Genomic DNA, 23301 nt, shown 5'->3' on the forward strand with positions numbered 1-23301 from the left:
AATGTTAAAATAGTGCTGTATTTCTGGTCGAAATGGTGATTAAAAATGCTAAGAAATAGCAGTACGATTCATCAACCGAATCTGTTTGGAACAGATTTACTGATGCAGCTTGATCCCGGTGATCCATTGCTGAAGCTTGCATCAGCGATACCGTGGCAAGGATTTGAGGAATCATTTTCGGTTCATTACACAGCAGCGACAGGAGCACCGAGTAAGCCGATCCGTTTGATGGTTGGGTTATTGATTCTAAAACAGTTAGAGAATTTGAGTGACGAATCGATAGTACTGCAGTGGAAGCGTAATCCTTATTACCAGGCTTTTTGCGGCATGAAAGAGTTCCAGCAGAAGTTGCCTTGTCATAGCACGGAGCTGGTACATTTTCGTAAGCGCATAGGCGCGGAAGGCGTAGAGCGGATTTTCCGGATGAGCGTTGGTTTGCATGGGGAATCGGCGCTGGAAGACGTCATTCATATTGACACGACCGTGCATGAGAAGAACATCACGTACCCAACGGATAGCAAACTGGCGATCAAGATTATCAATCGCCTCAACAAGATTGCCAAATCCCATGGTATTTTACAGCGGCGTACTTTTGTCAAAGAAGTGAAGTCACTGCGCCTGGATATCCGGCACTACCGGCATGTGAAGAAAAGAGCGAAAGCGAAACGAGCGTTGAAGCGACTCAGAACCATTGCAGGTATTCTGATGCGGGAGCTCAGGAGAGAACTGCCGCAATACTGTTTGTTTGAATGCTACCAAAAGGATTTTCTACGGTATGAGGGAGTATTACGGCAGCAACAAAACGATAAAAACAAGATCTACTCATTGCACGAACCGCAAGTGTACTGTGTCGCCAAGGGAAAAGACCACAAACAATATGAATACGGCAGCAAGGCATCGATAGCCAGTACCGCAAAAGGCAATCTGATTGTCGGGGTTGTCAGTCACGAACAGAATCTGCATGACAGCCATACATTACCGGAGATATTGCGACATGTTGAGATTTCGCGAGGGAAAGCTGCCAGGCAGGCCGTATGCGATCGCGGCTACCGCGGCAAACGTGAAGTCAATGGAACCCAGATCATTTTGCCCGGAAAGGCGCTCAAGAAGGATACCCGGTACCAGAAAGACAAGAAGCGAAAACAGTGCAGGAGGCGCGCCGCGATTGAACCCATTATCGGTCACCTGAAGTCGGATTATCGAATGGCAAGGAACTATCTGAAAGGCGCTGTCGGTGATCGCATCAACCTGCTGATGGCTGCTTGCGCCTGGAATCTGAAACAATGGCTGCTGGCCATTTTTTGGCTCTTTTTCCCGTGGCGAGAACGGATTCCTTGATGGAAATTTAAACTACAAGGGTATGCATTTTGATAGGTAGCCGTTTCCTCGGGCGGCTTTTCCAGATCAACAACTGTTGTCTGATACTTTTTCAGGGGCGACTACTTATTAAGTAAGATTTAACTGCCGCCAGATGCGCATTGAATTGCGGCATCAATTCTGACAGTGCTTTAATATCATTGTTTTTTCCGGCTTGTTCAATTTCCGCGCACACATTACCCAACGCTAACGCACCGACCGAGCGCGACGATGATTTGAGTTTATGCGCCAACGATCCAGCCTTAGCAAATTGCCCAGCTTGAAATGCATCTTGCATTTCTGATGCAATCTTATCAGCATCGCTTCGAAATTCCGAAAGTAATTCCTGAATTGTCACCGGATCATCACCGACCAGACTTCTTAATACTTCGAGATCCACAACCGATGCTGTTATGGATGCGCTATCGGCGGATTCAATCATTCCGGCATGCGCCGGTATTTCTGACTCAGACTTGGAAATCGGCAAATACTTTTCCAATAACACTCGTAGATCATCTAGTTGCACCGGTTTACTCAAGTAGTCATCCATGCCGACGCTCAAGCAATGCTCTTTTTCTCCTTTTAACGCATTGGCTGTCAATGCAACAATTGGCAGATGTTTCTTTCCGGCTTCCTCTATTCGAATCGTTTTCGTCAAATCGATTCCATCCATTTCAGGCATATGCAGATCTGTCAGTAGCAACCCGTAATCACATTGCTGCAAGCGCTTCAACGCTTCCACGCCATCGTTCGCAATATCAGCCGCGTAACCGAGCAAATTGAGTTGCTGCCGGATAACTTTCTGATTAATCTCATTGTCTTCCGCAACTAAAATCAACTTACCTTGGCGTAAGGCTTCTTCACGAGACATCGCGACCGGCATTTGCTTAAACGAATCGACTGACGGTGTTTTTTCCTCACGTGCGTCAATTCTTCCGGCAGCAATTGCCATAGCTCGCAGCAACGATTGGCGGTACATCACATCACCGTCAAGCGTAATAATATCGATATCTTCAATGCGCGCTTGCCGGCGGCGGCCGCGCTTGATTACCACGAACCGGGGTTCAATATAGGCGGTTGATGTATCCTCTGCGGTTCTCGCGGCTACTTTAATCTGTTCCGAGCGCTTATTGAATGCGGCTCGAAGTTCGTCAATCGATGGTCCTTGCTGCCCCGCATCGATCACAACAAGCCAAAGCCCTGGCGCCAAACGTTGCATTAACTGATGCAACTGCGAAAAATCAGTCAATTGCACAACTTCCGCGCCTGCGCTTTGTAAATAAGCCGCCAAATCGTTGGTTAAGCCTTCATTATCACCCAAAATCAAGCAATTAAGACCCTCAAGATCTTCAATGGCTTGTAGGGCGCTTGGCTCATCAGGCAAAGAAATAAAAGGCATTTGGATGATAAAAGAAGAACCATGTTGCGGTTCGCTGTGAACGGTGATTTCCGCATCCATCAATTCAGCAAGATGATGGGAAATCGCTAAACCAAGGCCGGTTCCGCCAAATCGCCGGGTTGTCGATGGATCTCCCTGCGAAAAAGATTTGAACAACTTCTCCTGCGTCACTTTATCCATACCGATTCCGTTGTCGGCAATCTGGAACGTCACTACAATTTTTTCCGAGTCGGATTCCGTCAATAGAACCCGTACCGAAACTTTGCCTTGCTTCTCCTGTTTGCTGGAAAATTTGATTGCATTATTGATGATATTAACCAGTACTTGACGCAATCGCAGAGGATCCCCCAACACATTTTTCGGAATGGCAGGATCAATGAACAATGTTAATTCGACTTTCTTGTTAAGAGCCAAATGCGCCAGCATACCGCAAGCATTCTCAACAATGCTGGCGATCGACATTGGAATTTTCTCGATTTCCAGCTTGCCCGCTTCAATCTTGGAAAAATCCAGGATATCCTCAATGATAGCAAGCAATGCATAAGCAGAATCCCTGATCAAATTCGCCATTTCCATTTGATAACCGCTGAGACTGGTTTGCCGCAACACGTCGATCATGCCGATTACGCCGTTCATAGGCGTTCTGATTTCATGGCTCATGGCTGCCAGGAATGCCGATTTGGCCTTATTGGCTTGATCGGCGTCAATCTGGGCTTGTCTTAAGTCTTGCATGATGCGAACGTGCTCGCGTATATCCCGCATCACGCCAGTGAAATGCCTTCTGCCGGACACGAAATATTCGCTAACCGCCAGATAGAGTTCTAACCGTTCTCCATTTTTATTGACGCCCGCTACTTCCCGCCCCAATCCGATCCCATGAGAACCTGAAAGATACGGACGTCCGACATACACCTGACCGTGTCCGGTTCTGCAATAATTTTCCATGTAGCTTTCATGTTTACTGCGGTCAGGTTCGGGCATGATGATCGCAATATTCTGTCCGATCATTTCATCGTGGCTATAACCGAACAATTTCTCCATCACCGGATTCGCAGAAAGAATTGTTCCTCGTTCATCGGTGGTCACAACGCAGTCGACCATATGCTCTACCACGGATCGCATTTCTTCTTCTTTGATCGCCAATGCAATATTGACACGCTGCAAATCGGCCGTCCGGGTCGTTACTCGCTCCTCCAATTCCTGATTCAACTGCAGCAAATTATCTTGGGCTTTGTCGCGTTCCACATTGCTGGCGTTTAACCGTTCCACCATGACATTGAAGGTTTCACCCAATTGCCGCATTTCATCCCAGCCTTCTACCGTAACGCGCTGATGAAAATTACCTGCCGAAATATCCAATGCGCTCTGGTTCAGGTGCTTCAATGGAATCACAACCCGGCGGTTGAATAACACCGCCCCTAACAGCGCAGCCAGCAATGTAATGGCTAACAGCATCAATCCCATATAATGAACCGAATAAACCGAAGCAAATGCTTCATCGACATCGATATGAACGACGATTCCCCATTTCATCCTTGGCAAATAGCGCCATGCCGCAACAACTTCTTTACCCCGGTAGTCTACGGTAATCGCACCGCCGGAATCACCATCCAATGCATGCTGTATCGCTGCTGATGATGGTAAATTGTTGAGAGGAATGGTGCGTTTCAAAGCCGCGGCAGCATCAAATTTCAGCGGCGCCATAATGAGCGCTGTATGCTTATCTTCCAAACGGGCAACCAGCGTTTCACCGCTGTCACCCAATCCCACATTATTGGCAATCACCGCAAAAACCCGCTCGCTGTATATTTGCAATGCCAATACTCCTTTTAATTCCCCGGATACAATGATCGGCATTCCAACAAAAGCGGCTATCGCCCCACGGGAAGGTTCATAATATTCAAAGTCGGAAATGCCGCTTTCTAAATTATCCAGCGCTTGTCGCGTAACTTTTGCAAGACCGGTATCGCGATATGGTCCCGTGAATAAATTCGTTGCAAAATCAGATTCATGCGCATCCGAATAAACAATATCGCCTTTTAACGAAATTAAAAAAAGATCGTAATATTTTGCTTCTTGCACAAAGCGCCGGAAGTTTTCACGGTAGCTGGCGTCCAATCGATGATATTCATCCGAATTAACCCCGCTTTCATAAAATATTCTTGAAAACTCTATCATGGCGTCATAAGTGGTACTTGCATCACGCAGCAAACTCGCGTCAAGCAAACGTTCCTGCAAATAACTATCAATCTGTTCGACTTTTTTGTCAGCAATGGCCGAAACACTACCGATTGCAGTTTTCTTGATTTCGGCCTCAAACGTATGCAACAAACTGTTGCCAATCAACAATATGGGCAATAAAGAAACAAGGGTAAACCAGACGGCGAAACGCTGAGTAAGCGAAGTGAATTTCATCGGTTTCTCCTTGCATCAGTTCAAATTGTTATTTGAAAACACTATCGACCTAGAATTCCAGTACGTCATGAAACAACGCATTATTTCAAAACGATCGTTATCGAAAATCTAACCCATTCCATCGTTTAAATACTGTGCGATATCCCTTCCTATTGCAAATTAAGATTTCATGCTTTCTGTCGTAAAATTTGCCTGAATTTCCCTAAGTGCATTTAAACATGCCAATTAACTCAAAAAGATCATGTTGACAAAGTAACGATGCGAATACAATGAAAAACTGTTGTAAGTAAGACGAAAGGGGTAGATAGAAGGTGCAAAAAGTAATTGTATAAAATAGTTTTATGAGAACATGCAAAGCAAAAGCGGTATTCTCTGTCGAGAATCACTGATATCCGATTACGGAAAGTTCTGAGATCCAATCCATGAGGTACTCATTTATAGAAACCCATTCCAGATTCATGCAACGGTATTTTAGGCGCAGCCCGGTTTGCGCTCTGCGATTCATTGGTTTATGCCTATTGTATTCATCTCTTGTGCTGCTCTCTAGTTCGATGGCCTCTGCTTCTGTGATAGGCCGGGTATTAAAACCTTATGGCAATTACACCTTTACTGCTGATGACAACATGTTGCGTATTCGCGACAGAGTTGATCCCGAGCCATTACTGGGGACGCGCAACCTGTTTGACATATCCCATCGCCTGACCGGCGGGATGATGTTTGAGAAGCAAATCAGCCGGCAGCGCTTAACCGCCAATGCGAATTTCACGCATACGCGCTTTGAACGATTCAGTCAAATAAACAATGATCTGAAAAGTATCAACGGCAACTGGAACTGGTATCTCGGCAACCGGCTGGAAGGTAATATGGGCGCCAGCTATGTGCAATCGTTAGCGCCATTTTTGTTTCAACCGGGGTTAAAAAATATTCGTACCGAACAAACAGCGTTTTTTAATGGCGCATGGCGCTTTCATCCCAGTTGGCGCTTGACTGCCGATTATTTACGCTATGATCTGAGTACGGGGAGCAATAATGCCAGTAACATATTCCGTTTTCTTAATCGGACTGAGGATCGGTTTGAAGGCGGTATCGATTACATAACCGCGCATCGCAATACCGTCGGTATCGACTTTCGTTACGCCATTGGTGATTTCCCGGTATTGGTAAGAGCACCGGACGGTTCCGCCAGAGATAACAGCTATCATCAGAAAGAGATAATGAGCCGGGTGGTCTGGGCGGTTACAGGAAAATCCAATTTCACCTGGCGCGGCGGATGGGTGGAGCGTACCAACGCCAGTTTCTCGGAACGGGATTTCAGCGGCTTTAACGCCCGGCTGGCTTATCAATGGCAGCCAACGGAAAAAATTGGACTGACAGTCAACGGCTGGCGCGAAACCGGCGCTTTGCAAGCACTGACTGCGAGTTATAGCCTTAATACCGGCGTCAGCGTTATCCCTTCGTGGAATATCTCGCGCAAAGTCAGGTTGGAAGGAGATTTCTCTTATGAGACACGGGATTTTAATAATTTTGTGCTTTTAACCGATAGCGCGTTGCCGCTCGGTATTAACAATACCATCCGCAATGCAACCATGCGGCTCACCTACGTGCCTTACCGCGGATTACAACTGACGGCCACGGCTTATCACATGGATTTAAAAACCGATCAGGCGCTGGGCGGGTTTAACGCCAATGGCGCCACCCTCGGTGTGCAATATACTTACGGAAGACAATGACAGTCAACGATTTACCCATCGTCGCTTTTTTCAAGCATTTGCTCGATCCTTTCATTATCTGGAGCATGCTGATATTAACCACCTGGATGTATCACGAAGACTTTACCAGTTACTACCTGGTGCTGGTGATCATCACCTTCTTCGTTTCCACCTATATTTACGAGCGTATTCTGATTTACCGCAATTGGCGCAAAGGGCGGCTGCTTGCGTATGTGCGCGATACCATCATGGGTTGGCTGGTGATTATCGCCATTTTGATATTTCTCGGTTACGCCACCAAGTTTCACAACCAGTTTTCCAAGCAGGTGTTATTGACCTGGTTTGCCGTTACGCCGTTGATGCTGATTATCAGCCATCTGATCGTGCGCAGCATCGTTGCCAATCTCTACAACAAAGGTGAATTACGATCGGCGGTCGTTATCGGCGCTAACGAAACCAGTCTGCAATTCATCAAGCACATCGCGGATCTGCCTTTCTTGCTGATCAGCTATCAAGGCTTCTTTGATGAGCGCAGCAGTTCACGGATCGCCGATATTGCAGGCCCTCAGGCCGATGAAGAAGCGGATTTGCAATCGACCGAGCCGGTTACCCGGCCGGACAGCTTCGGTTCGCGATTAGGCGGATTGACCGATGTCGTGCCCTACGTTCAAAAACACAATATCGAAATGGTGTTCATCAGCCTGCCGATGGCATCGCAACCGCGCATCCAGAAACTGATGGATGAACTGCCGGATACCACCACGTCGATCTATTTTCTGCCGGATATCTATATTTTCGATTTGATGCAAGCGCGCTTCGAATATATCGGCGATCTTCCGGTGGTCGCCATGAACGAGTCACCGTTCACCGGCATCGACGGCGTGGTGAAAAACGCCAGCGATTTCGTGCTGGCGCTGCTGATCCTGATTCTAATATCCCCGGTCATGCTGTGCATTGCCTTGGCGGTGAAATTCACCTCCCCCGGCCCGGTTATCTTTAAGCAACGCCGCTATGGTTTGAATGGCGAAGAAATCATCGTCTACAAATTCCGCTCCATGACCGTCACCGAAGACGGCGCCAACATCCAGCAAGCCAAGCAAAACGACCAGCGACTCACCAGAATCGGCGGTTTTTTGCGGCGCACTTCATTGGACGAATTGCCGCAATTCATTAACGTGCTCGAAGGCAAAATGAGCATCGTCGGTCCCCGCCCCCATGCCGTCGCGCATAACGAACTCTATCGCAAACTCATCAAAGGCTACATGTTGCGCCACAAAGCCAAACCCGGCATCACCGGATGGGCCCAAGTCAACGGCTGGCGCGGTGAAACCGAAACCCTCGAAAAAATGAAAGCCCGCATCGAACACGACCTCTACTACCTCAAAAACTGGTCCATCTGGCTCGACCTCTGGATCATCTTCAAAACCGTCCTCGTCGTCTTCAAAAAAGATAATGCTTATTAGGTATTTTCTATTACTGAAGTCGATTTTAGAACCGCGATCTACAACTTCACATACCCTCACTTAGTCAATCTTCCGTGCAGCCAGCGACTGATATCAGCGACTTCTTCGGCACATACTGAGTGAGCCATTGGATATTCATGCCATTGCAGTGAATATTTTGCGGATAACAATTTTTCCCTGGAAGAAATGGCGAGAGGAAGCGGTACGATTGGATCATAGGTACCATGCATCATCAAAATCGGAATTGTAGCGTTTGCATCGCTTGCTTCCGTATCAAGCATTCCAGCAAGGGGTAAATAACACGACAGCGCGATGATTCCCGCCAATGGAAGATTCTGACGCAATCCGACTTGCAAAGCCATTGCGCCTCCCTGAGAAAATCCCGCCACAATAATATTTTGCGAAGGTATTCCACGCTCGACCTCGCGTTGAATCAAACGATCAATGGCTTTTTGCGATGCACGAATTCCAATTTCATCTTGTTGCCGATCAATTGCGGCATGATAAATATCATACCAAGCACGCATCACATAGCCGTTATTAATGCTGACTGGTCGCTCCGGTGCATGCGGAAAAACAAATCGAATCGATACTTGAGGAGGCACATCCAATTCTCTGACTATTGGCACAAAATCGTTACCATCCGCACCCAATCCGTGCAACCAAATAATCGTATAAGCCGGTTGTGAAAAGCCGGTTTCAATTTCAATAGTCGGTAATAATTGAGTCGGATCAGAGATCATAAAATAAGGTGTTTCGCTTTACATTGACATAAAAAATTGATCGGATAGAATCAGCAGCATTTTAAAACTCAATTCTGAAGGAAGCTATGAAACGCAGGGAATTTATTAAACTCATTGGATCAAGTGCACTTTATTTCCCGGTTTCAACCTCAATGGCTTCGCAGTTGCTCTCATCGGATTTCAGCAACTGGACCAGCTATCGATTAACCTATCAAGTAGATCTCCCCGTTAAAGGAAAATCCGCTCACTTGTGGTTGCCGCTACCCGATACTAATGAATCCGTTTTTCAATTTACGCAAGGCAGCAATTGGCATGGTAATGCCACCAAAGCAACATTTGCAACAGTGGGTGCAAGCCGCTTCCCTGTCTTTAAAGCGGAATGGCACGGAAAACAAAAGGGTGATCAGCGTCACGTCACCGTCAGCTGCATCGTAAAAACATCGCATCACGCGATTGATCCGACTTATTATCACGCCGGTAAGCATGCGGCTTTGCCTGCCAGTATCAGAAATTATATTAATCCGACTCATTTGAAACCGACCAATGGCATTGTGAGAGAAGCTGTTCATGCCATTATCAGGGATAAAAAAGCAAATACACCGTTGGAACAAGCAAGAGCTATTTACGATTGGGTAATTAATAATGCGCAATACGATGAAAGCACGCGCGGTCGAGGTCAAGGCAACGTTAAATCCATGCTGGAAAAAAATGAACTAAGCGGAAAATGCGTGGATATCAATTCATTATTCGCCGCACTTGCAAAAGCTGCCAATATTCCTGCTCGCAACCAGTACGGTATTCGCATTAGCGAATCGAAATTGCACCCTAGTATCGGTGAATATGGCGACATCAGCCACTCGCAGCATTGCCGAGCTGAGTTTTTCTTGGCAGGTCGGGGTTGGATACCGGTTAATCCGGCCGATATTCTGCAAGTCTCAAAACTGGAAGGTATCGCGTTGGATGATCCAAAAATCGCACGATTAAAAGAGCAATTCTTTGGTAGTTGGGAAATGAACTGGCTAACCTACAACCATGCCGACGATTTGACTTTAAGTCCACCGAATGCCGGAAAAATACCTTTCTTTATGTACCCCTACGCCGAGATTGACGGTCAACCTATAGATAGTTTGGATCCCGAAAGTTTTTCATACAAAATTACCTCAGGGGAATTGATTGGAACAGGCGCCAAATTCTAACTAACACCCCTTGATCGACTTCTTTCCATCAGTTTGAATAAGCGCAATTAAGGGATCGTTCTTCTAGCAAATCATATGATTAATTATCAATCTTAATGTAATGTCTTATTGACATATTTCTTTCTGTAAAAACAACGGATTTTCGCTCGCTGCAATAGATGCTAAGATGCGTGTCAGAATTCAGGAAGACATAACGATTGATAAAATGCCGCATAAAAATACATTGCTAACTGCGCTAGCAGGCGGAGTGATGGTCACGACTGAATTAATGGCAGCATCAACCGGATTTAATACAAACGAGCACACGACTCAACCTGTTACAGTAAACATTGCACTGCCATCAGATAGTCAAATTCAAAACCTGAAAACAGCATCCTGGCTTGCAGAAAGCGGCACAGCAACGATATATGCCGCTGAAATGGAAGGACGTTACACTGCCAGCGGTGAACCCTATGATCCAGAGCTATTAACAGCGGCGCATAAAACCATCCCGCTTGGCAGTCTGGTGCGTGTTACAAACCTAAAATCGGACGCTCAAGTCGTTGTCAGAATTAACGATCGCTGGGGTAGCGGCGGCGTTCGAGTGATTAATTTATCCAAGCATGCTGCAATGGAACTTAATTTTGGTTCGGCCGGCACAGCGCCGGTGCGATTGGAAGTTGAGTCACTTACGCACAAGCAAGCTGTCACTGCAGTCAGTCGCGCTGAAACGTTACCGGCGCGTCTCGGAGGAACCGAGTTGAATTACTCAAAAATGCAACTTTGCCAGAACGAAGCGGAAATATTGGGACTCTCCGGTGATTTATTTCATAATCACATTAAGTTGTGCCTGGGGCGAACGCAGCCGTGATTATCAATCCATACTTTTATCAACTCATTGCGTAGATTTTTATGAATTTCTCACATAAATGGCGTTTCTTCCGCTCCGGCGGCTTTGATCAAGTACGGCTGGACACCGCAGCCGATTTGAAAGCACTCGGTGAATTGGATCCCAAGCTATGGGCGGCATTGAGTTGCCCAGTCAACAATCTCGAATTTGACGCCAGAACGCTGCAACTCATTGATACCGATGGTGACGGACACATCCGTGTGCCGGAAATTATCGCAGCCACAAACTGGGCAACCGCTTTGTTGAAAAACCCGGAAGATTTGCTATACGGCCACGCATCCTTGCCGCTCGATGCGATCAACGACGGCACAACTGAAGGTGCAACAATATTGGCGTCTGCCAGGCATATTTTGCAAAGCATCGGGAAAAATGGAGAATCGGTCATCACCATCGAAGACACCGCCGATCTCAGTAAAATTTATGCCAGCACTCAATTCAATGGTGACGGTATCATCCTGGCAAACTCTGCCGATAAAGCCGATGTGCAACAAGTCATTACAGAAATCATACAAAGTGCTGGTTCGGAAATAGATCGTTCTGGTCAGCCCGGCATTTCCGAGCAAAAAATCGAGCAATTTTTTACCGAAGCACGCGCCTACTCCGGTTGGTGGCAAATTGCTGAAAAGAATGCGCAAACCATTTTGCCATTAGGTGAGTCAACTGTAGCCGCAAAAAAACTATTGGATCACTTGCATGCGAAAATTGATGATTACTTTACCCGCTGCCAAATAGCCCAATACGACCAACGTGCCGCAGAATCGCTTAATCCGGCATTGATTGAATATCAGACACTGACAAAAATTGATTTATCGGCTCATTCCGAGCAAATTGCTACACTTCCACTGGCCACCATCGCTGCGAATAAATCACTGCCGCTTGAAAGCGGCATTAACCCCGCCTGGTTCGATGCCATCACGGAATTCAAGACAACGATTGTTGACCCTTTGCTTGGAAATCAAACCACACTTACCTTTGTGCAATGGCGGCAATTGTGCCAGCTATTTTCCGCGCACCAAGCTTGGCTGGAAACCAAGCAAGGCGGACTGGTTGATCCACTCGGCATCAAGCGCGTGCGTGAAATCCTTGGCGGCGGCTACCAGCAGAAGTTGTTGCAATTAATAGAGCAAGACAGATCGCTCGCAGCTACGGTCGATGCCATTTATTCGGTCGAGAAACTCATCCGCTTGCATCGCGATTTATTTCGATTGTTGAATAATTTTGTATCGTTCCGAGATTTTTATACCGCTCAAAATAAAGCCATTTTTCTCGCAGGTTCTTTGTATCTCGACGGCCGTACCTGCGATTTTTGCCTGCGCGTCAGCGACATCAACAAACATAGCAGCATGGCCAATCTCAGTGGCACATACCTCGCTTATTGTGAATGCCAGCGTAAAGGTGGCAGTGAGAAAATCAACATTGTCGCGGCTTTTACCGATGGTGATGCAGACAATCTGATGATCGGACGCAACGGTATTTTTTATGACCGCAATAACCAGGATTGGGATGCCACCATCGTTAAAATCATTGAACACCCGATCAGCGTAAGGCAATCATTCTGGTATCCATTTAAGCGCATCGGCAAAATGATCGGCGAACAATTGGAGAAATTCGCCAGCGCTCGTGAAAAAGCAGTGCAAGATCAAGCAACTGCCGGGATCAGCGGCACCGCACAAGCTGCCGATGCCGGTAAGCCGCCACCAGCGGCGCCATTCGATGTCGGCAAGTTTGCCGGGATTTTTGCCGCCATCGGATTGGCCATCGGCGCCATCGGTACCGCCATTGCATCAATCGTGACAGGTTTCATCAGCCTGACTTGGTGGCAAATGCCGTTGGCCATCCTGGGCATCATTTTAGTGATCTCCGGTCCTTCGATGCTATTGGCATATCTTAAGTTGCGCAAGCGCAATCTGGCGCCATTGCTTGATGGCAACGGCTGGGCGGTTAACACCCGTGCCATTATCAATATCCCATTCGGGGCATCATTAACCAAACTCGCTACCTTGCCACCCGGCGCACAAAGATCGCTGGCTGATCCTTATGCAGAAAAACAGCGTCCCTGGAAGCTCTATCTCATCTTATTGGCGTTGCTGGGAGCGATCACTCTGTTGTGGCAGCATGGCGTTTTCGATCGATTAACACAAGCATTCCCGAAAGGTGTTGATTCTGTCACCGGTCAACCGGCAGAAATGCAATCCAGCCCTGCAACCACAGCTTCGCAACAGGAAGCTATCAAAACTAACGGCACATCAGCCGCTCCAGTAACCGAATCACCTCTGCCACCAACCGAAGTTACATCAAAGCATTCCACACCTACACCTGCTTCCAAGCCGATGGCGCGTTAAAAGTAAAGATTATCGAATCATTGCGACCAATCTTCCGGGTGGAAGCCGTACATCAACACGCAGTGTGTGGCGATTAGCGCATTACTGATAGATATTATCGCCACACTGCCTGTATCTTTCTTAGGAATCGATTTCCATGGGTAGGCCCGGTAAACTCTCTTGGAAATTAGCAATGGATATGGGAAATGCTGATGCCATTGTTCATAAGCCGAGCAATAACTTCATTTCGATGCCATCAACGCAACAGCACCGATCTGCTGCTAAAACACGTACCACATCAAAAGCATGAGTATCGGAACTCATGGGGTTACCTTCATCAAAAAATTGAGACTTAGCAGCTGACTCCGTTTTTTCTAAGAATTTTCTAAAAAAAACAATCGATATGTCGCTATAACACTCCGCTTTACTGATGACATCCTCGATTCATTAACACCTTACCCATTCCAGCAAAAGGAGCGCCAGAATATGGAAGGATTGATTGTTGAGCCTTCAAGAACCTATCAAAAACTTCTAACTTCCGCAATTGAATCTGGGGGGCTCGGAACACAGCAAGTTTCAACCGGCAATGAAGCATTAACACTTCTTAAGCAACGATCCTTTGATCTGGTCTTCATCGCGACCCATCTGCAAGATATGGATGGCGCCATGTTCTCGTCACAGATGCGTGCGGATTCAAGAACCCGGCAAATACCGCTCGTCATGATTACCGCCAATGAAGATAAAAAACTTCTGGATGAAGCATACTCAGCCGGTGTAACGGAAATATTCGCAAAACATGAGCTGGATAAAATCACTAGCTATGCCGCCCAGTTCTCACGGAAGAAATATAACAAAACGATGAGTGGCCGCATTCTGTATCTGGAAGACAATCTTTCAACCGCTAACCCGACATCCAAGTTTCTCAACGATTGCGGCTATACCGTGGATCATTACACCAGCGGCGAAGAAGGATTACAAGCCTTCCAAGACCACTCATACGATTTGGTGCTGACTGATATATTGCTCAAAGGTAAGCTGAACGGTCATAGTGTTATCAAAACCATACGCAACCTGGAGAACGACAAAAAATTTGTACCATTGCTGGTATTTTCAGTGCTTAATGACGCAACGAGTAAAATTGAATTACTGCGCTGCGGTGTCAATGACTATGTTAGCAAGCCTGTCATTCATGAAGAATTATTAACACGAGTTAATAATCTAATTACCAGCAAGAAACTCCTTGATAAAACTATCGATCAGCAACATCAAATGCAGGAATTGGCGCTCAAAGACCAGCTCACCGGACTTTACAATCGCACATTTCTGCTTGAAACCGCGCCATCCAGACTCAGCGAAGCCACTCGACATGGCATCGCATTCAGTCTGATCGTAATCGATATCGATAAATTCAGAACAATCAATGAATTTCATGGTTATGCGCACGGTGATAGCGTGCTCAAGGAAATAGCAGCAACCATCTTGCGAACGATCCGCAAGGAAGATATCGCAGTGCGCTATGGCGAGGACGAATTCGTTCTGCTCCTGTCACATTGTGATATTTCGAATGCCCTGATCATCTCGGAGAAAATACGAAGTTATATTGAAAAAAAACAACCGGCGGGTCTCGATATTTCCACCAGTTTCGGCGTTACTGAATTACGCCAGAACCTTAAGGCGGAATTTTCAGAGTTATTGAATGCTGCTGCCGAAGCTGCTCGTCAAGCGAAATTACGAGGCGGTAATCTTGTAGTTTCGCATTATCTATAGATGACAACTGCTCCGGGCTAATCCGAGACCCTGCTAATGTCTTCTACCGGCAACCGCGCAGCTTCATCTAGCGCTTCATCATGCGCCGCCAGTACCACCAGCAAACGAATGAACTCCTGTACTTCATCTCGCCAGATATCGCCATGATCCGCAATCAGTTCGGTACTGACACGAATATTCAAATACGGATTTCTCGGTTCCGTGCGATTTAAATGTTTTAATGCAGTACGTCCGTAAATTGTCGTTGCGCCAGGAACCTGCAATCCCCACACATTATCAATATTGTCGTATGCCTCGATCGAGAGCGATTCGGCTTTTAGAACCGGTGTCAATTCATGACTGATCAGAGGATCAAAATGCCCCACCGTGGTCCGATCAGCATCGCCTTCATCCAATACCAGTCCGAGTTTGTGCTTTCCGCTGCAAAAAGTACGATCGATGGTGTCATACGATTCAAATAAGGTCGACATATATCGTCCGGCAGGGAAAGACAATTTCGTGGCGTAGTCGGTCTCCGAGGTCAGTATCGCCAATCGCGGACGCTGACTCTCAAAGTAGCTGCAGCGGCTATTGGAAAGATCGTACAACGGTAAATAACGCAATGCTTCAAAAGCCGGATTGAACAATACCACCAAATCGCCAAAACCTTTGGCATCGTCCTGAACGGCTTTGTGTTCGCGGCTATCGATAAAGCGGCTGGCGAGAATTTGAGCCGTTGCCCCATATACAGCCTGACCACCGAAGCTATGCCCCATGAGGATAAGGCGGCTTTTAACCGGCGGACTCCAACTGTTACGGACGTTGCTGATTTCTTCCAGCTTCAAAAACAATTCGGTAATTCCCAAATAGCCAACATCCAATGCGGTACTTTTGCGCTCCCAAAAAGTGAACAAATTGAATCCGGGGATCTCAATCGATTGACCGCGCCATCCGACATAAACCCCGGCGATCTTGCGCGGCGGCCGATTCTGCCGTTTAGCCAGATCCGCTTCCACCAGACCGAGTTTTTTCAAATATCCGGAAAAACTTGCGACGTTCAAATCATCGGGCGATGCATTATGCTGCCAACCATGCACATATACAGTAATCAGCAAACTATCTCGCGCCGCAACCGTGTAATAATGATCCAGAATCGCAGCCATTTGCGCGCGATCGCGCATTTGCCCTTGATCGTTGATTTCGACAAATCCAAGCAAATATTCGTCGTCGTTACCCTTGTTATGCCATTGCACGTTATGCTGATCGCAATGATTGCCGGTATCAACGATACATAATGAATATTCAGTGCGGTAAATTCCATCAGGCGCATGACCAATCACGAGAAGAATTGGTATTACCGCGGCGACGATCAATAAAAATCTGCAACTGGCTGTTCCCATATTTTCCTTTACAAACAGTTTACTTAATAGATCTCTATACTAAAGAACTATAATAAAACCATTTAACTAATTGATCAAAGCATATATCATCTGCTGCGAACGCAATTTCGATGATATCGAAAGACACGATAACAACACTCTTGCCAGTCATAGATTCATAATAACAATCTGATTTTATGGTTAATCTGGAACAATATCATGCATCCTAATCGCTGCCTATGCATAAGCGGTGTCATAGGCATGATCTCGCTGATCTTGGTCAGCTTGGTAAGGGCGGACACCATCGAACTCGGGATGAGCACTACGCTCAGCGGTCCCAATCAATTGCTGGGGCAAGCGATGTATCAGGGAATGAATGCCTTTTTTGACGAGACCAATCGGCGCGGCGGCATCCGGGGACGCAAAATCAATTTGACGGTACTGGATGATGGCTATGAACCCGATAATGTCCGCACCAATACCTTGCAATTGATCGATCAACAAAAAGTCATTGCAATCGTCGGCAATGCCGGGACTCCGACCGCAGCAATATCCGCACCTTTGGCAAATTCGCGCGGAGTAGTTTTCTATGGTGCTTTTACTGGCGCCGATCTGCTTCGCAAAACACCACCGGATCCCTATATATTCAACTTTCGCGCCAGCTACCGGCAGGAAATGGAAGTGATTGTGCGTGATATTGTCAGCCGAGGCATTGCCCCCCAGCGGATCGCGCTTTTCCTGCAAGATGACTCTCTCGGACAAACGGGTTTTGAAATTACCAAAGCCGCACTGGAGAAACTCGGTTTTAACCACAGTGATCAATTGCTGGTAACTCGTTACCCTCGGAATACTTTGGCCATCCAGCGTGCGATCGAAGCGCTGGTTCAGGCCAAACCGGAACCTGAAGCCATCATCATCGTGGGCGCTTATCAGCCGATTGCCCAATTTATTCGCTTCACACATCGGATTTTACCCAATACCCGTTTTTATAATTTGTCGTTTGCCGGCGCTTCATTACTGTCCGATGCGCTTGGCGGCATTTACGGCCGAATTTATATGACCCAAGTTGTTCCTCCAGCAACAAAGCCGGCTATGGAGGATAACAACACCGCGGGTTTTATATGGCGAGAAGGTTATTTCTCGGCGCAGGTACTGGTAAAAGCAATGGAAAAAATCGATGGCGAAATAACCAGTGAGGAATTAAAAACCGCACTCCATGCATTGGACACTTTTTACCTGGAAGATTTCGGCATGTTGTCGTTTGATGTCACGGATCATCAGGCCAGTGATCTCATTTGGTTAACACACTTAGATCATTCGAGAAAGTGGCAAGAAGTCCGCTCAAACGGAGCAAATCATTGAACGATCTTGAGCATTTCGCCCGCACTTTCCCTTTTAGCAGGGACACAAGCACGTGGCTGAGAATCCTGCTGGGTGCCGGAACAGTGATCGTTTTTTGCGTGTTTATCTGGTCCAGCCTCGACCTAATGCAAAAATCCCGCAACACCTTGTATATGTCCGAGCAGCAGGCCATTTTAACGACAGAGAAGATTGCGTACTCGTTACATAATCATTTGAATGAGCTCATTGTTGCTGCGGATACACTGGCAGTAAATTTGACCGAAGTGCTTCTTGATCAAGAAACGATTGAATTAACACTAAGAAAATCTGCGCTTAACCATACCGGCTTCCATGCGCTGGGCGTCGCATTTGATCTTTACCAAATCAGTCCACAGTTGCGTCTGTTTGCACCGTTTCTCCGCCAAACTGCAACAAGCTATCAACTGGACCGCCTTGATCAGTACTATGACTATACGGGTAAAGCCACATACGGCAATCACGATTCCAACACACAAAGCTGGTTTCAACATGCATCCACTGGAAGAAGTGGATGGCTTAGGCCCTATTATGACATGGCTTATCAACAGATTACTGTAAAGTATGTGATACCGTTACGTTCACAGGCACAATCGGATCATTTAAAAAAGGGCGTCGTATTCCTGGATATCGGACTCGAGTGGTTCCGGCACCATATTGAAAATCATGATTTAGGTGATAACGGCTATGCCATGATAGTCAACGATAACGGACAAGTTATTTATCATGGCCTTAAAGGACCTAAAAAAACAATTCGCGAGCTAGAGCAACCCATTTCATCATCCTATCTAGCAAACTTTTCCACGGGTTCACCCGGAATCAATGAATTGACCGGACGATCCGCATGGCTACATAAATTTCCAATCGGTGAAACCGGCTGGTACGTGCTCACCGTCATGAATACCGAGCTCAGCAAAAAGAATTTGTTTCATAACCAACCAGACCATCCGATCATCCATAAATCCGATATTCATTACTGGATACTGACGACAGTGGTTCTGCTACTGATGATTTACAGCTGGATAGCGCTGGTCAACCATCAACGCACGGTTACACATTTATTGCGTCATGCTTTCGTCTTTTCCCTTTTGCTGACGCTGGGTATTATCGCGATCTGGATCAATGAATATTACGCCGCGCCCCCCGTACAATACAACTCGATGACTTTATCCAACCGGGCAATCGTTGAGCAATTTCAAAATGATTATTCCATTAGCACGCTCAATGAATCCAAGCACCCGCCTTTTTTTGTACCGACCGGCCTATTCATTCAATCCATCGAATTTTTGAATGCCAGCAATACTGCCGTATCCGGCTATGTCTGGCAACGTTACCCCAAGAACTATGAAGAACCCATTGACCATGGTGTCATTTTTCCTGAAGCCATCGAATCCACGATTACCGAAGCCTATACCCATGAAGAAAATCACGAGATCGTCAAGGGTTGGTATTTCGAAGCAACCTTAAGAGAAACCTTCGACTATCGAGGCTATCCTTTTGACAGGCAATTCCTCTGGATCCGTTTATGGCATAAAGAATTCACCAAAAACATTATTCTCGTGCCCGACTTTAAAGCATTTGACAGTCTTAATCCAAGCACCTTGCCTGGAATTGAGCAAGATTTCGTTTTATCGGAATGGAATTTATCGCGCGCCTATTTCGACATCCGCATCAACAAATATAACAGCAATTTTGGCAATACCCGTTTTACCAGCCACGATAAGATGCCGGAACTCTATTTCAATATCGAGATTTCCCGTAATATTTTAAATCCATTCATTGCGCATTTATTTCCCCTGGCGGTTGTATTGTTGATGCTCTATGGAATTGTGCTGACGATATCAAAACAAGAATCCAACTTAACGATCACCGGTTTTAACGTATCTGCGGTGATCGCAGCCTGTTCAGCGCTTTTCTTCATTTTATTGATCATGCATGTCCAATTAAGAGATGAACTGGCTGTCAATACTATCGTGTACCTTGAATATTTTTATCTGGTTTCCTATGTCACGATCTTAATGGTCACTGTCAACACGGTATTATTCTCTTATGATCCACCTTTGCGGATATTGGCATTCAAGGATAATTTCATCCCCAAATTGATTTATTGGCCGGTTTTGTTGTTATGGATTTTTTTGATTACCGCCATTCTCTTTTCTTAATTCCACAGGAAGCTGGGAGCACGCATGGAAGATTCGAAATCGTTCGATCCTTATAAGCAAAATAATATCCGCTATCAACTGTACCGGGAAGCTCGTGCAATGGCGGAATACGCGTTAGCGAATGGCAAAACAGTCCCGGAATCGGTAATACGGACGATCGATGCATTCACGATTCAACAGGAACAGGGGTTAAACGACCCTATCAACATACGCCTCGATTTGGATATTGGCGAGCTACTGGCAGCGCATTGCGCGCTGGCTAAAATTGTCGAGCCAGCAAAGCCCAAAACGATTTTATTGCTGGATATCGAACAAGGCGTTGCGGGCTTCTTAAAATTCCTGGGACCGGTATCACTGATCCGCCAGATGATGATCGCGGCAATCGTTTCGTTAATTTTGTTCATTGGACTTTCACTAACCGAAGAAGTCAGTCACGACAGCGGTAACATCATGATGCAAGACGGCTATGAGTTATTGCTGAATTTGATGTTTTATCTTTCCGCCGCCGGCTTGGGAGCTTCTTTTGCCGCGCTTTATAAAGCCAACACCTATATCGCGAATGGAACCTTCGATCCGACCTATCACGCTTCTTATTGGATACAATTTTTTTTAGGTTTAATCGCCGGTCTGATTCTTGCCATTATGGTTTCCGAAGCATATTTCAGTAAGCATTTAAGCGAGACCCCTTTTCTGGAGAAGGGCATCATCAGGCCATTGCTCGCAATGCTGGGAGGGTTCTCAGCAGATTTGACGCATACGGTATTAAGCCGGATCGTTGAAACCGTCCGTTCGCTCTTCACTGGCAGCCCGCGGGATCAAATGACCAATAAGAAAAAGGCATTACAAAACGATTTTACCGCGCAACACAATCAGGAAAAAATGCACATGGCATCCAACCTGGTTACACTTCAACAAATTATCAATAGCGGAGCAACGACAGAAGAACTCAGCCAAAAAATTGACCTGATTTTGAAAGATACGCTACCCGTCACCGAAATTCAGCGAAAACCGATCGATGAAGAATAAAATCGGAGCTAGTTGTCCATCATCCTGCCGGGTTACCGGATACGCGATGTGGCTGCGCGTTGACCGCAATAGCCTGTTTTAGCTTGATAAGCTCCGGTTGATTGAGCGTTTCCGTTTTTAATAATTCTTCGGCTGTCCGCTCAAGTAAGCTTCGATTATTTTGAAGAATGCCAATGGCGCGCTCCAAGGCCTGATCAACCAACATTCTTACTGCAATATCGATTTTATTGGCTGTTTCCTCGCTATAGTTCCGGTTTTGCGGAAACGAAATACTTGGTTGCAAAAAAGCGGATTGTTCCCGATCGTAGGCCACGTTGCCCAATGCTTCACTCATGCCATAACGTAACACCATCGCACGGGCGATATCGGTTGCGCGAACCAGGTCATCTGCCGCGCCCGTCGAGACCTCATGACACACGACCTGCTCGGCTGCACGGCCGCCAAGTAGTACTGCCATTTTGTTCAACAATTCCATTCGCGTCATTAAATAGCGATCTTCCGTCGGGCGTTGTATGGTGTAACCCAACGCCCCAACGCCTCGGGGTATGATCGACACCTTATGGACTTCACCGCTGCCAGGCAACGCTAAAGCTACCATCGCGTGTCCCAATTCGTGAAACGCTACGACACGCCGCTCATCGGGATTCAATAGCCGGTTCCGCTTCTCGAGACCGGCAACAATCCGCTCAATCGCATTATTAAAATCCGCCATCGTAACCGCCGGCGCCGCGCGACGAGTCGCAAGCAATGCTGCTTCGTTAACCAGATTCGCCAAGTCAGCGCCGGTAAAACCCGGAGTTAACGCGGCTATCTGTTCGGTTTTGACATCGTTATACAGTTTTATCTTTTTGATATGTACCGCAAGAATTTGCTCGCGCCCGGTTTTATCCGGACGATCCACCAATACCTGCCGGTCAAACCGCCCTGCCCGCAGCAATGCCGGATCCAGAATTTCCGGACGATTGGTCGCTGCCAGCAATACAATACCGCTACTCGAATCAAAACCATCCAGTTCCGCCAGCAATTGATTCAATGTCTGTTCTTTTTCGTCATGCCCGCCACCTAACCCTCCATAAGCACCACGGGCTCGACCCAAAGCATCCAGCTCGTCAATAAATATGATGGCTGGCGCCATTTGCCGCGCTTGTTCAAACAAATCGCGCACCCTGGCGGCACCGACACCGACAAACATTTCCACAAATTCTGAACCGGAAATAGAAAAAAACGGTACACCTGCTTCGCCTGCAACAGCTCGCGCCAATAACGTTTTACCGGTACCCGGCGGCCCTACCAATAAAATACCTTTCGGCACCCGCCCTCCCAAGCGCCCATAATCTATAGGATTCTTGAGGAAATTAATGATTTCCACCAGTTCATCTTTTGCTTCATCCACTCCGGCAACATCGTCAAATGTCACTTTGGTTTCTTTCTCGACAAAAACCTTGGCGCGGCTTTTACCGATCGACATCAGACCGCTGCCCATGCCACTCCCCATCCGGCGAATAAAAAACAACCAAATCCCAATAAATATCGCAGTCGGGACAATCCAGGAAAGCAAATCCCGTAACCAGGTACTTTGTACAACGCCGGTATATACGACGTGATACTTATCCAGCATTTCGGCAAATTCAGGATCGACTCTGGTTGTTACAAATTCTTTAAAGCCATCGGCATTTTTTTCCTTGAGCGTACCAATGATTTGATTCTCAGTGATGGCAATTTCCGCAATTTGGCCTTGTTCCAACAAATGCTGGAAGCGGCTATAAGGTATTGGTTCAATCTGTGTATAGCGTTGATAAAAATTTTGAATCATCAACAAGCTCAATAATGCCACGATGACGAACCAGAAGTTAAGATGCGTTTTTTTGTCCATAAATCTCCCTCCAATTATGATCTATGCGCACTAAATACATACGATTAACCAATTCTCTCTATTCAAGATGGTTTTACTTAAAAAGAATATTAAGTATAATTTTCGTCCAATAAATAGGAATTTTCTTACAACCCAAAAAAACCGGATTTTTGCTCATAATAAAACAGAATAAGCATACTCTGAAGGCGGCAGCTTAGCGACTTCAACAACCAAAAGGATCTTAATTGTTCGATTGATTCATATGATA

Annotated in this window: 13 protein-coding genes and 1 pseudogene; 10 read left to right on the plus strand and 4 right to left on the minus strand. The window is 46.5% G+C overall.

Translation table 11 applies throughout. The annotated features are described in order from the left end of the window. Positions 1–45 precede the first annotated feature (45 nt). Positions 46–1450, plus strand: a pseudogene (locus ACV7NC_RS02845) (IS5 family transposase). Here the strand turns inward: ACV7NC_RS02845 and ACV7NC_RS02850 are convergent. Continuing rightward, a complete protein-coding gene (locus tag ACV7NC_RS02850; protein ID WP_458153935.1) occupies positions 1430–5170 on the minus strand; it encodes a response regulator in 3741 nt (1246 codons plus the stop codon). The pseudogene ACV7NC_RS02845 and the gene ACV7NC_RS02850 overlap by 21 nt on opposite strands. A gap of 458 nt (positions 5171–5628) precedes the next feature. Here ACV7NC_RS02850 and epsL point away from each other — a divergent pair, with 458 nt between their 5' ends. After that, positions 5629–6900 (plus strand): XrtB/PEP-CTERM-associated polysaccharide biosynthesis outer membrane protein EpsL, encoded by a 1272-nt coding sequence (gene epsL, locus ACV7NC_RS02855; RefSeq protein WP_458153936.1) that lies wholly within the window; start codon positions 5629–5631, stop codon positions 6898–6900. After that, a complete protein-coding gene (locus ACV7NC_RS02860) occupies positions 6897–8342 on the plus strand; it encodes an undecaprenyl-phosphate glucose phosphotransferase (RefSeq protein ID WP_458153937.1) in 1446 nt (481 codons plus the stop codon). Before epsL ends, ACV7NC_RS02860 begins: the two co-directional genes overlap by 4 nt. A 56-nt stretch (positions 8343–8398) precedes the next feature. On the opposite strand, the gene ACV7NC_RS02865 is transcribed toward ACV7NC_RS02860, so the two are convergent. Further along, positions 8399–9085, minus strand: coding sequence for an alpha/beta hydrolase (locus ACV7NC_RS02865; RefSeq protein ID WP_458153938.1), 687 nt, complete (start codon positions 9083–9085; stop codon positions 8399–8401). 86 nt (positions 9086–9171) lie between these two features. Here ACV7NC_RS02865 and ACV7NC_RS02870 point away from each other — a divergent pair, with 86 nt between their 5' ends. The 4 genes from ACV7NC_RS02870 (at position 9172) to ACV7NC_RS02885 (ending at position 15258) form a co-directional block, all read left to right on the plus strand. Next, positions 9172–10281 carry a transglutaminase-like domain-containing protein gene (locus ACV7NC_RS02870; RefSeq protein WP_458153939.1) on the plus strand — a complete coding sequence of 370 codons (1110 nt, stop codon included), beginning with the start codon at positions 9172–9174 and terminating at the stop codon, positions 10279–10281. Positions 10282–10447: 166 nt separating this feature from the next. Continuing rightward, a complete protein-coding gene (locus ACV7NC_RS02875; protein WP_458153940.1) occupies positions 10448–11131 on the plus strand; it encodes a septal ring lytic transglycosylase RlpA family protein in 684 nt (227 codons plus the stop codon). Positions 11132–11172: 41 nt separating this feature from the next. After that, positions 11173–13512, plus strand: a complete 2340-nt coding sequence (locus ACV7NC_RS02880) for a hypothetical protein (protein WP_458153941.1) — start codon at positions 11173–11175, stop codon at positions 13510–13512. A 465-nt stretch (positions 13513–13977) separates the two neighbouring features. Continuing rightward, positions 13978–15258 carry a diguanylate cyclase gene (locus tag ACV7NC_RS02885; RefSeq protein WP_458153942.1) on the plus strand — a complete coding sequence of 427 codons (1281 nt, stop codon included), beginning with the start codon at positions 13978–13980 and terminating at the stop codon, positions 15256–15258. Between the two features lie 17 nt (positions 15259–15275). On the opposite strand, the gene ACV7NC_RS02890 is transcribed toward ACV7NC_RS02885, so the two are convergent. After that, entirely contained in the window at positions 15276–16637 is a 1362-nt protein-coding gene (locus ACV7NC_RS02890; RefSeq protein ID WP_458153943.1) for an esterase, read from the minus strand. 240 nt (positions 16638–16877) lie between these two features. Between ACV7NC_RS02890 and ACV7NC_RS02895 the strand changes: the two genes are divergently transcribed. The 3 genes from ACV7NC_RS02895 to ACV7NC_RS02905 are packed head-to-tail and all read left to right on the plus strand — an operon-like array spanning position 16878 to position 21181. After that, positions 16878–17978 (plus strand): ABC transporter substrate-binding protein, encoded by a 1101-nt coding sequence (locus ACV7NC_RS02895; RefSeq protein WP_458153944.1) that lies wholly within the window; start codon positions 16878–16880, stop codon positions 17976–17978. Next, positions 17975–20155 (plus strand): cache domain-containing protein, encoded by a 2181-nt coding sequence (locus ACV7NC_RS02900; RefSeq protein ID WP_458153945.1) that lies wholly within the window; start codon positions 17975–17977, stop codon positions 20153–20155. The genes ACV7NC_RS02895 and ACV7NC_RS02900 overlap by 4 nt, the downstream gene beginning before the upstream one ends. Before the next feature lie 24 nt (positions 20156–20179). Then, complete coding sequence (locus ACV7NC_RS02905; RefSeq protein ID WP_458153946.1) at positions 20180–21181, plus strand: hypothetical protein; 1002 nt, start codon at positions 20180–20182, stop codon at positions 21179–21181. A gap of 19 nt (positions 21182–21200) precedes the next feature. Here ACV7NC_RS02905 and ftsH read toward each other — a convergent pair whose 3' ends face one another. Further along, complete coding sequence (ftsH, locus tag ACV7NC_RS02910) at positions 21201–23054, minus strand: ATP-dependent zinc metalloprotease FtsH (protein WP_458153947.1); 1854 nt, start codon at positions 23052–23054, stop codon at positions 21201–21203. Between the last annotated feature and the right edge of the window lie 247 nt (positions 23055–23301).

Source organism: Nitrosomonas limosa (genome assembly GCF_054188085.1).

Coding starts and splice junctions, on each gene's coding strand:
- ACV7NC_RS02880 (WP_458153941.1), top strand. CDS start 11,173: ATGAATTTCTCACATAAATGGCGTTTCTTCCGCTCCGGCGGCTTTGAT.
- ACV7NC_RS02875 (WP_458153940.1), top strand. CDS start 10,448: ATGCGTGTCAGAATTCAGGAAGACATAACGATTGATAAAATGCCGCAT.
- ACV7NC_RS02885 (WP_458153942.1), top strand. CDS start 13,978: ATGGAAGGATTGATTGTTGAGCCTTCAAGAACCTATCAAAAACTTCTA.
- ACV7NC_RS02860 (WP_458153937.1), top strand. CDS start 6,897: ATGACAGTCAACGATTTACCCATCGTCGCTTTTTTCAAGCATTTGCTC.
- ACV7NC_RS02895 (WP_458153944.1), top strand. CDS start 16,878: ATGATCTCGCTGATCTTGGTCAGCTTGGTAAGGGCGGACACCATCGAA.
- ACV7NC_RS02850 (WP_458153935.1), bottom strand. CDS start 5,170: ATGAAATTCACTTCGCTTACTCAGCGTTTCGCCGTCTGGTTTACCCTT.
- ACV7NC_RS02905 (WP_458153946.1), top strand. CDS start 20,180: ATGGAAGATTCGAAATCGTTCGATCCTTATAAGCAAAATAATATCCGC.
- ACV7NC_RS02865 (WP_458153938.1), bottom strand. CDS start 9,085: ATGATCTCTGATCCGACTCAATTATTACCGACTATTGAAATTGAAACC.
- ACV7NC_RS02870 (WP_458153939.1), top strand. CDS start 9,172: ATGAAACGCAGGGAATTTATTAAACTCATTGGATCAAGTGCACTTTAT.
- ftsH (WP_458153947.1), bottom strand. CDS start 23,054: ATGGACAAAAAAACGCATCTTAACTTCTGGTTCGTCATCGTGGCATTA.
- epsL (WP_458153936.1), top strand. CDS start 5,629: ATGCAACGGTATTTTAGGCGCAGCCCGGTTTGCGCTCTGCGATTCATT.
- ACV7NC_RS02890 (WP_458153943.1), bottom strand. CDS start 16,637: ATGGGAACAGCCAGTTGCAGATTTTTATTGATCGTCGCCGCGGTAATA.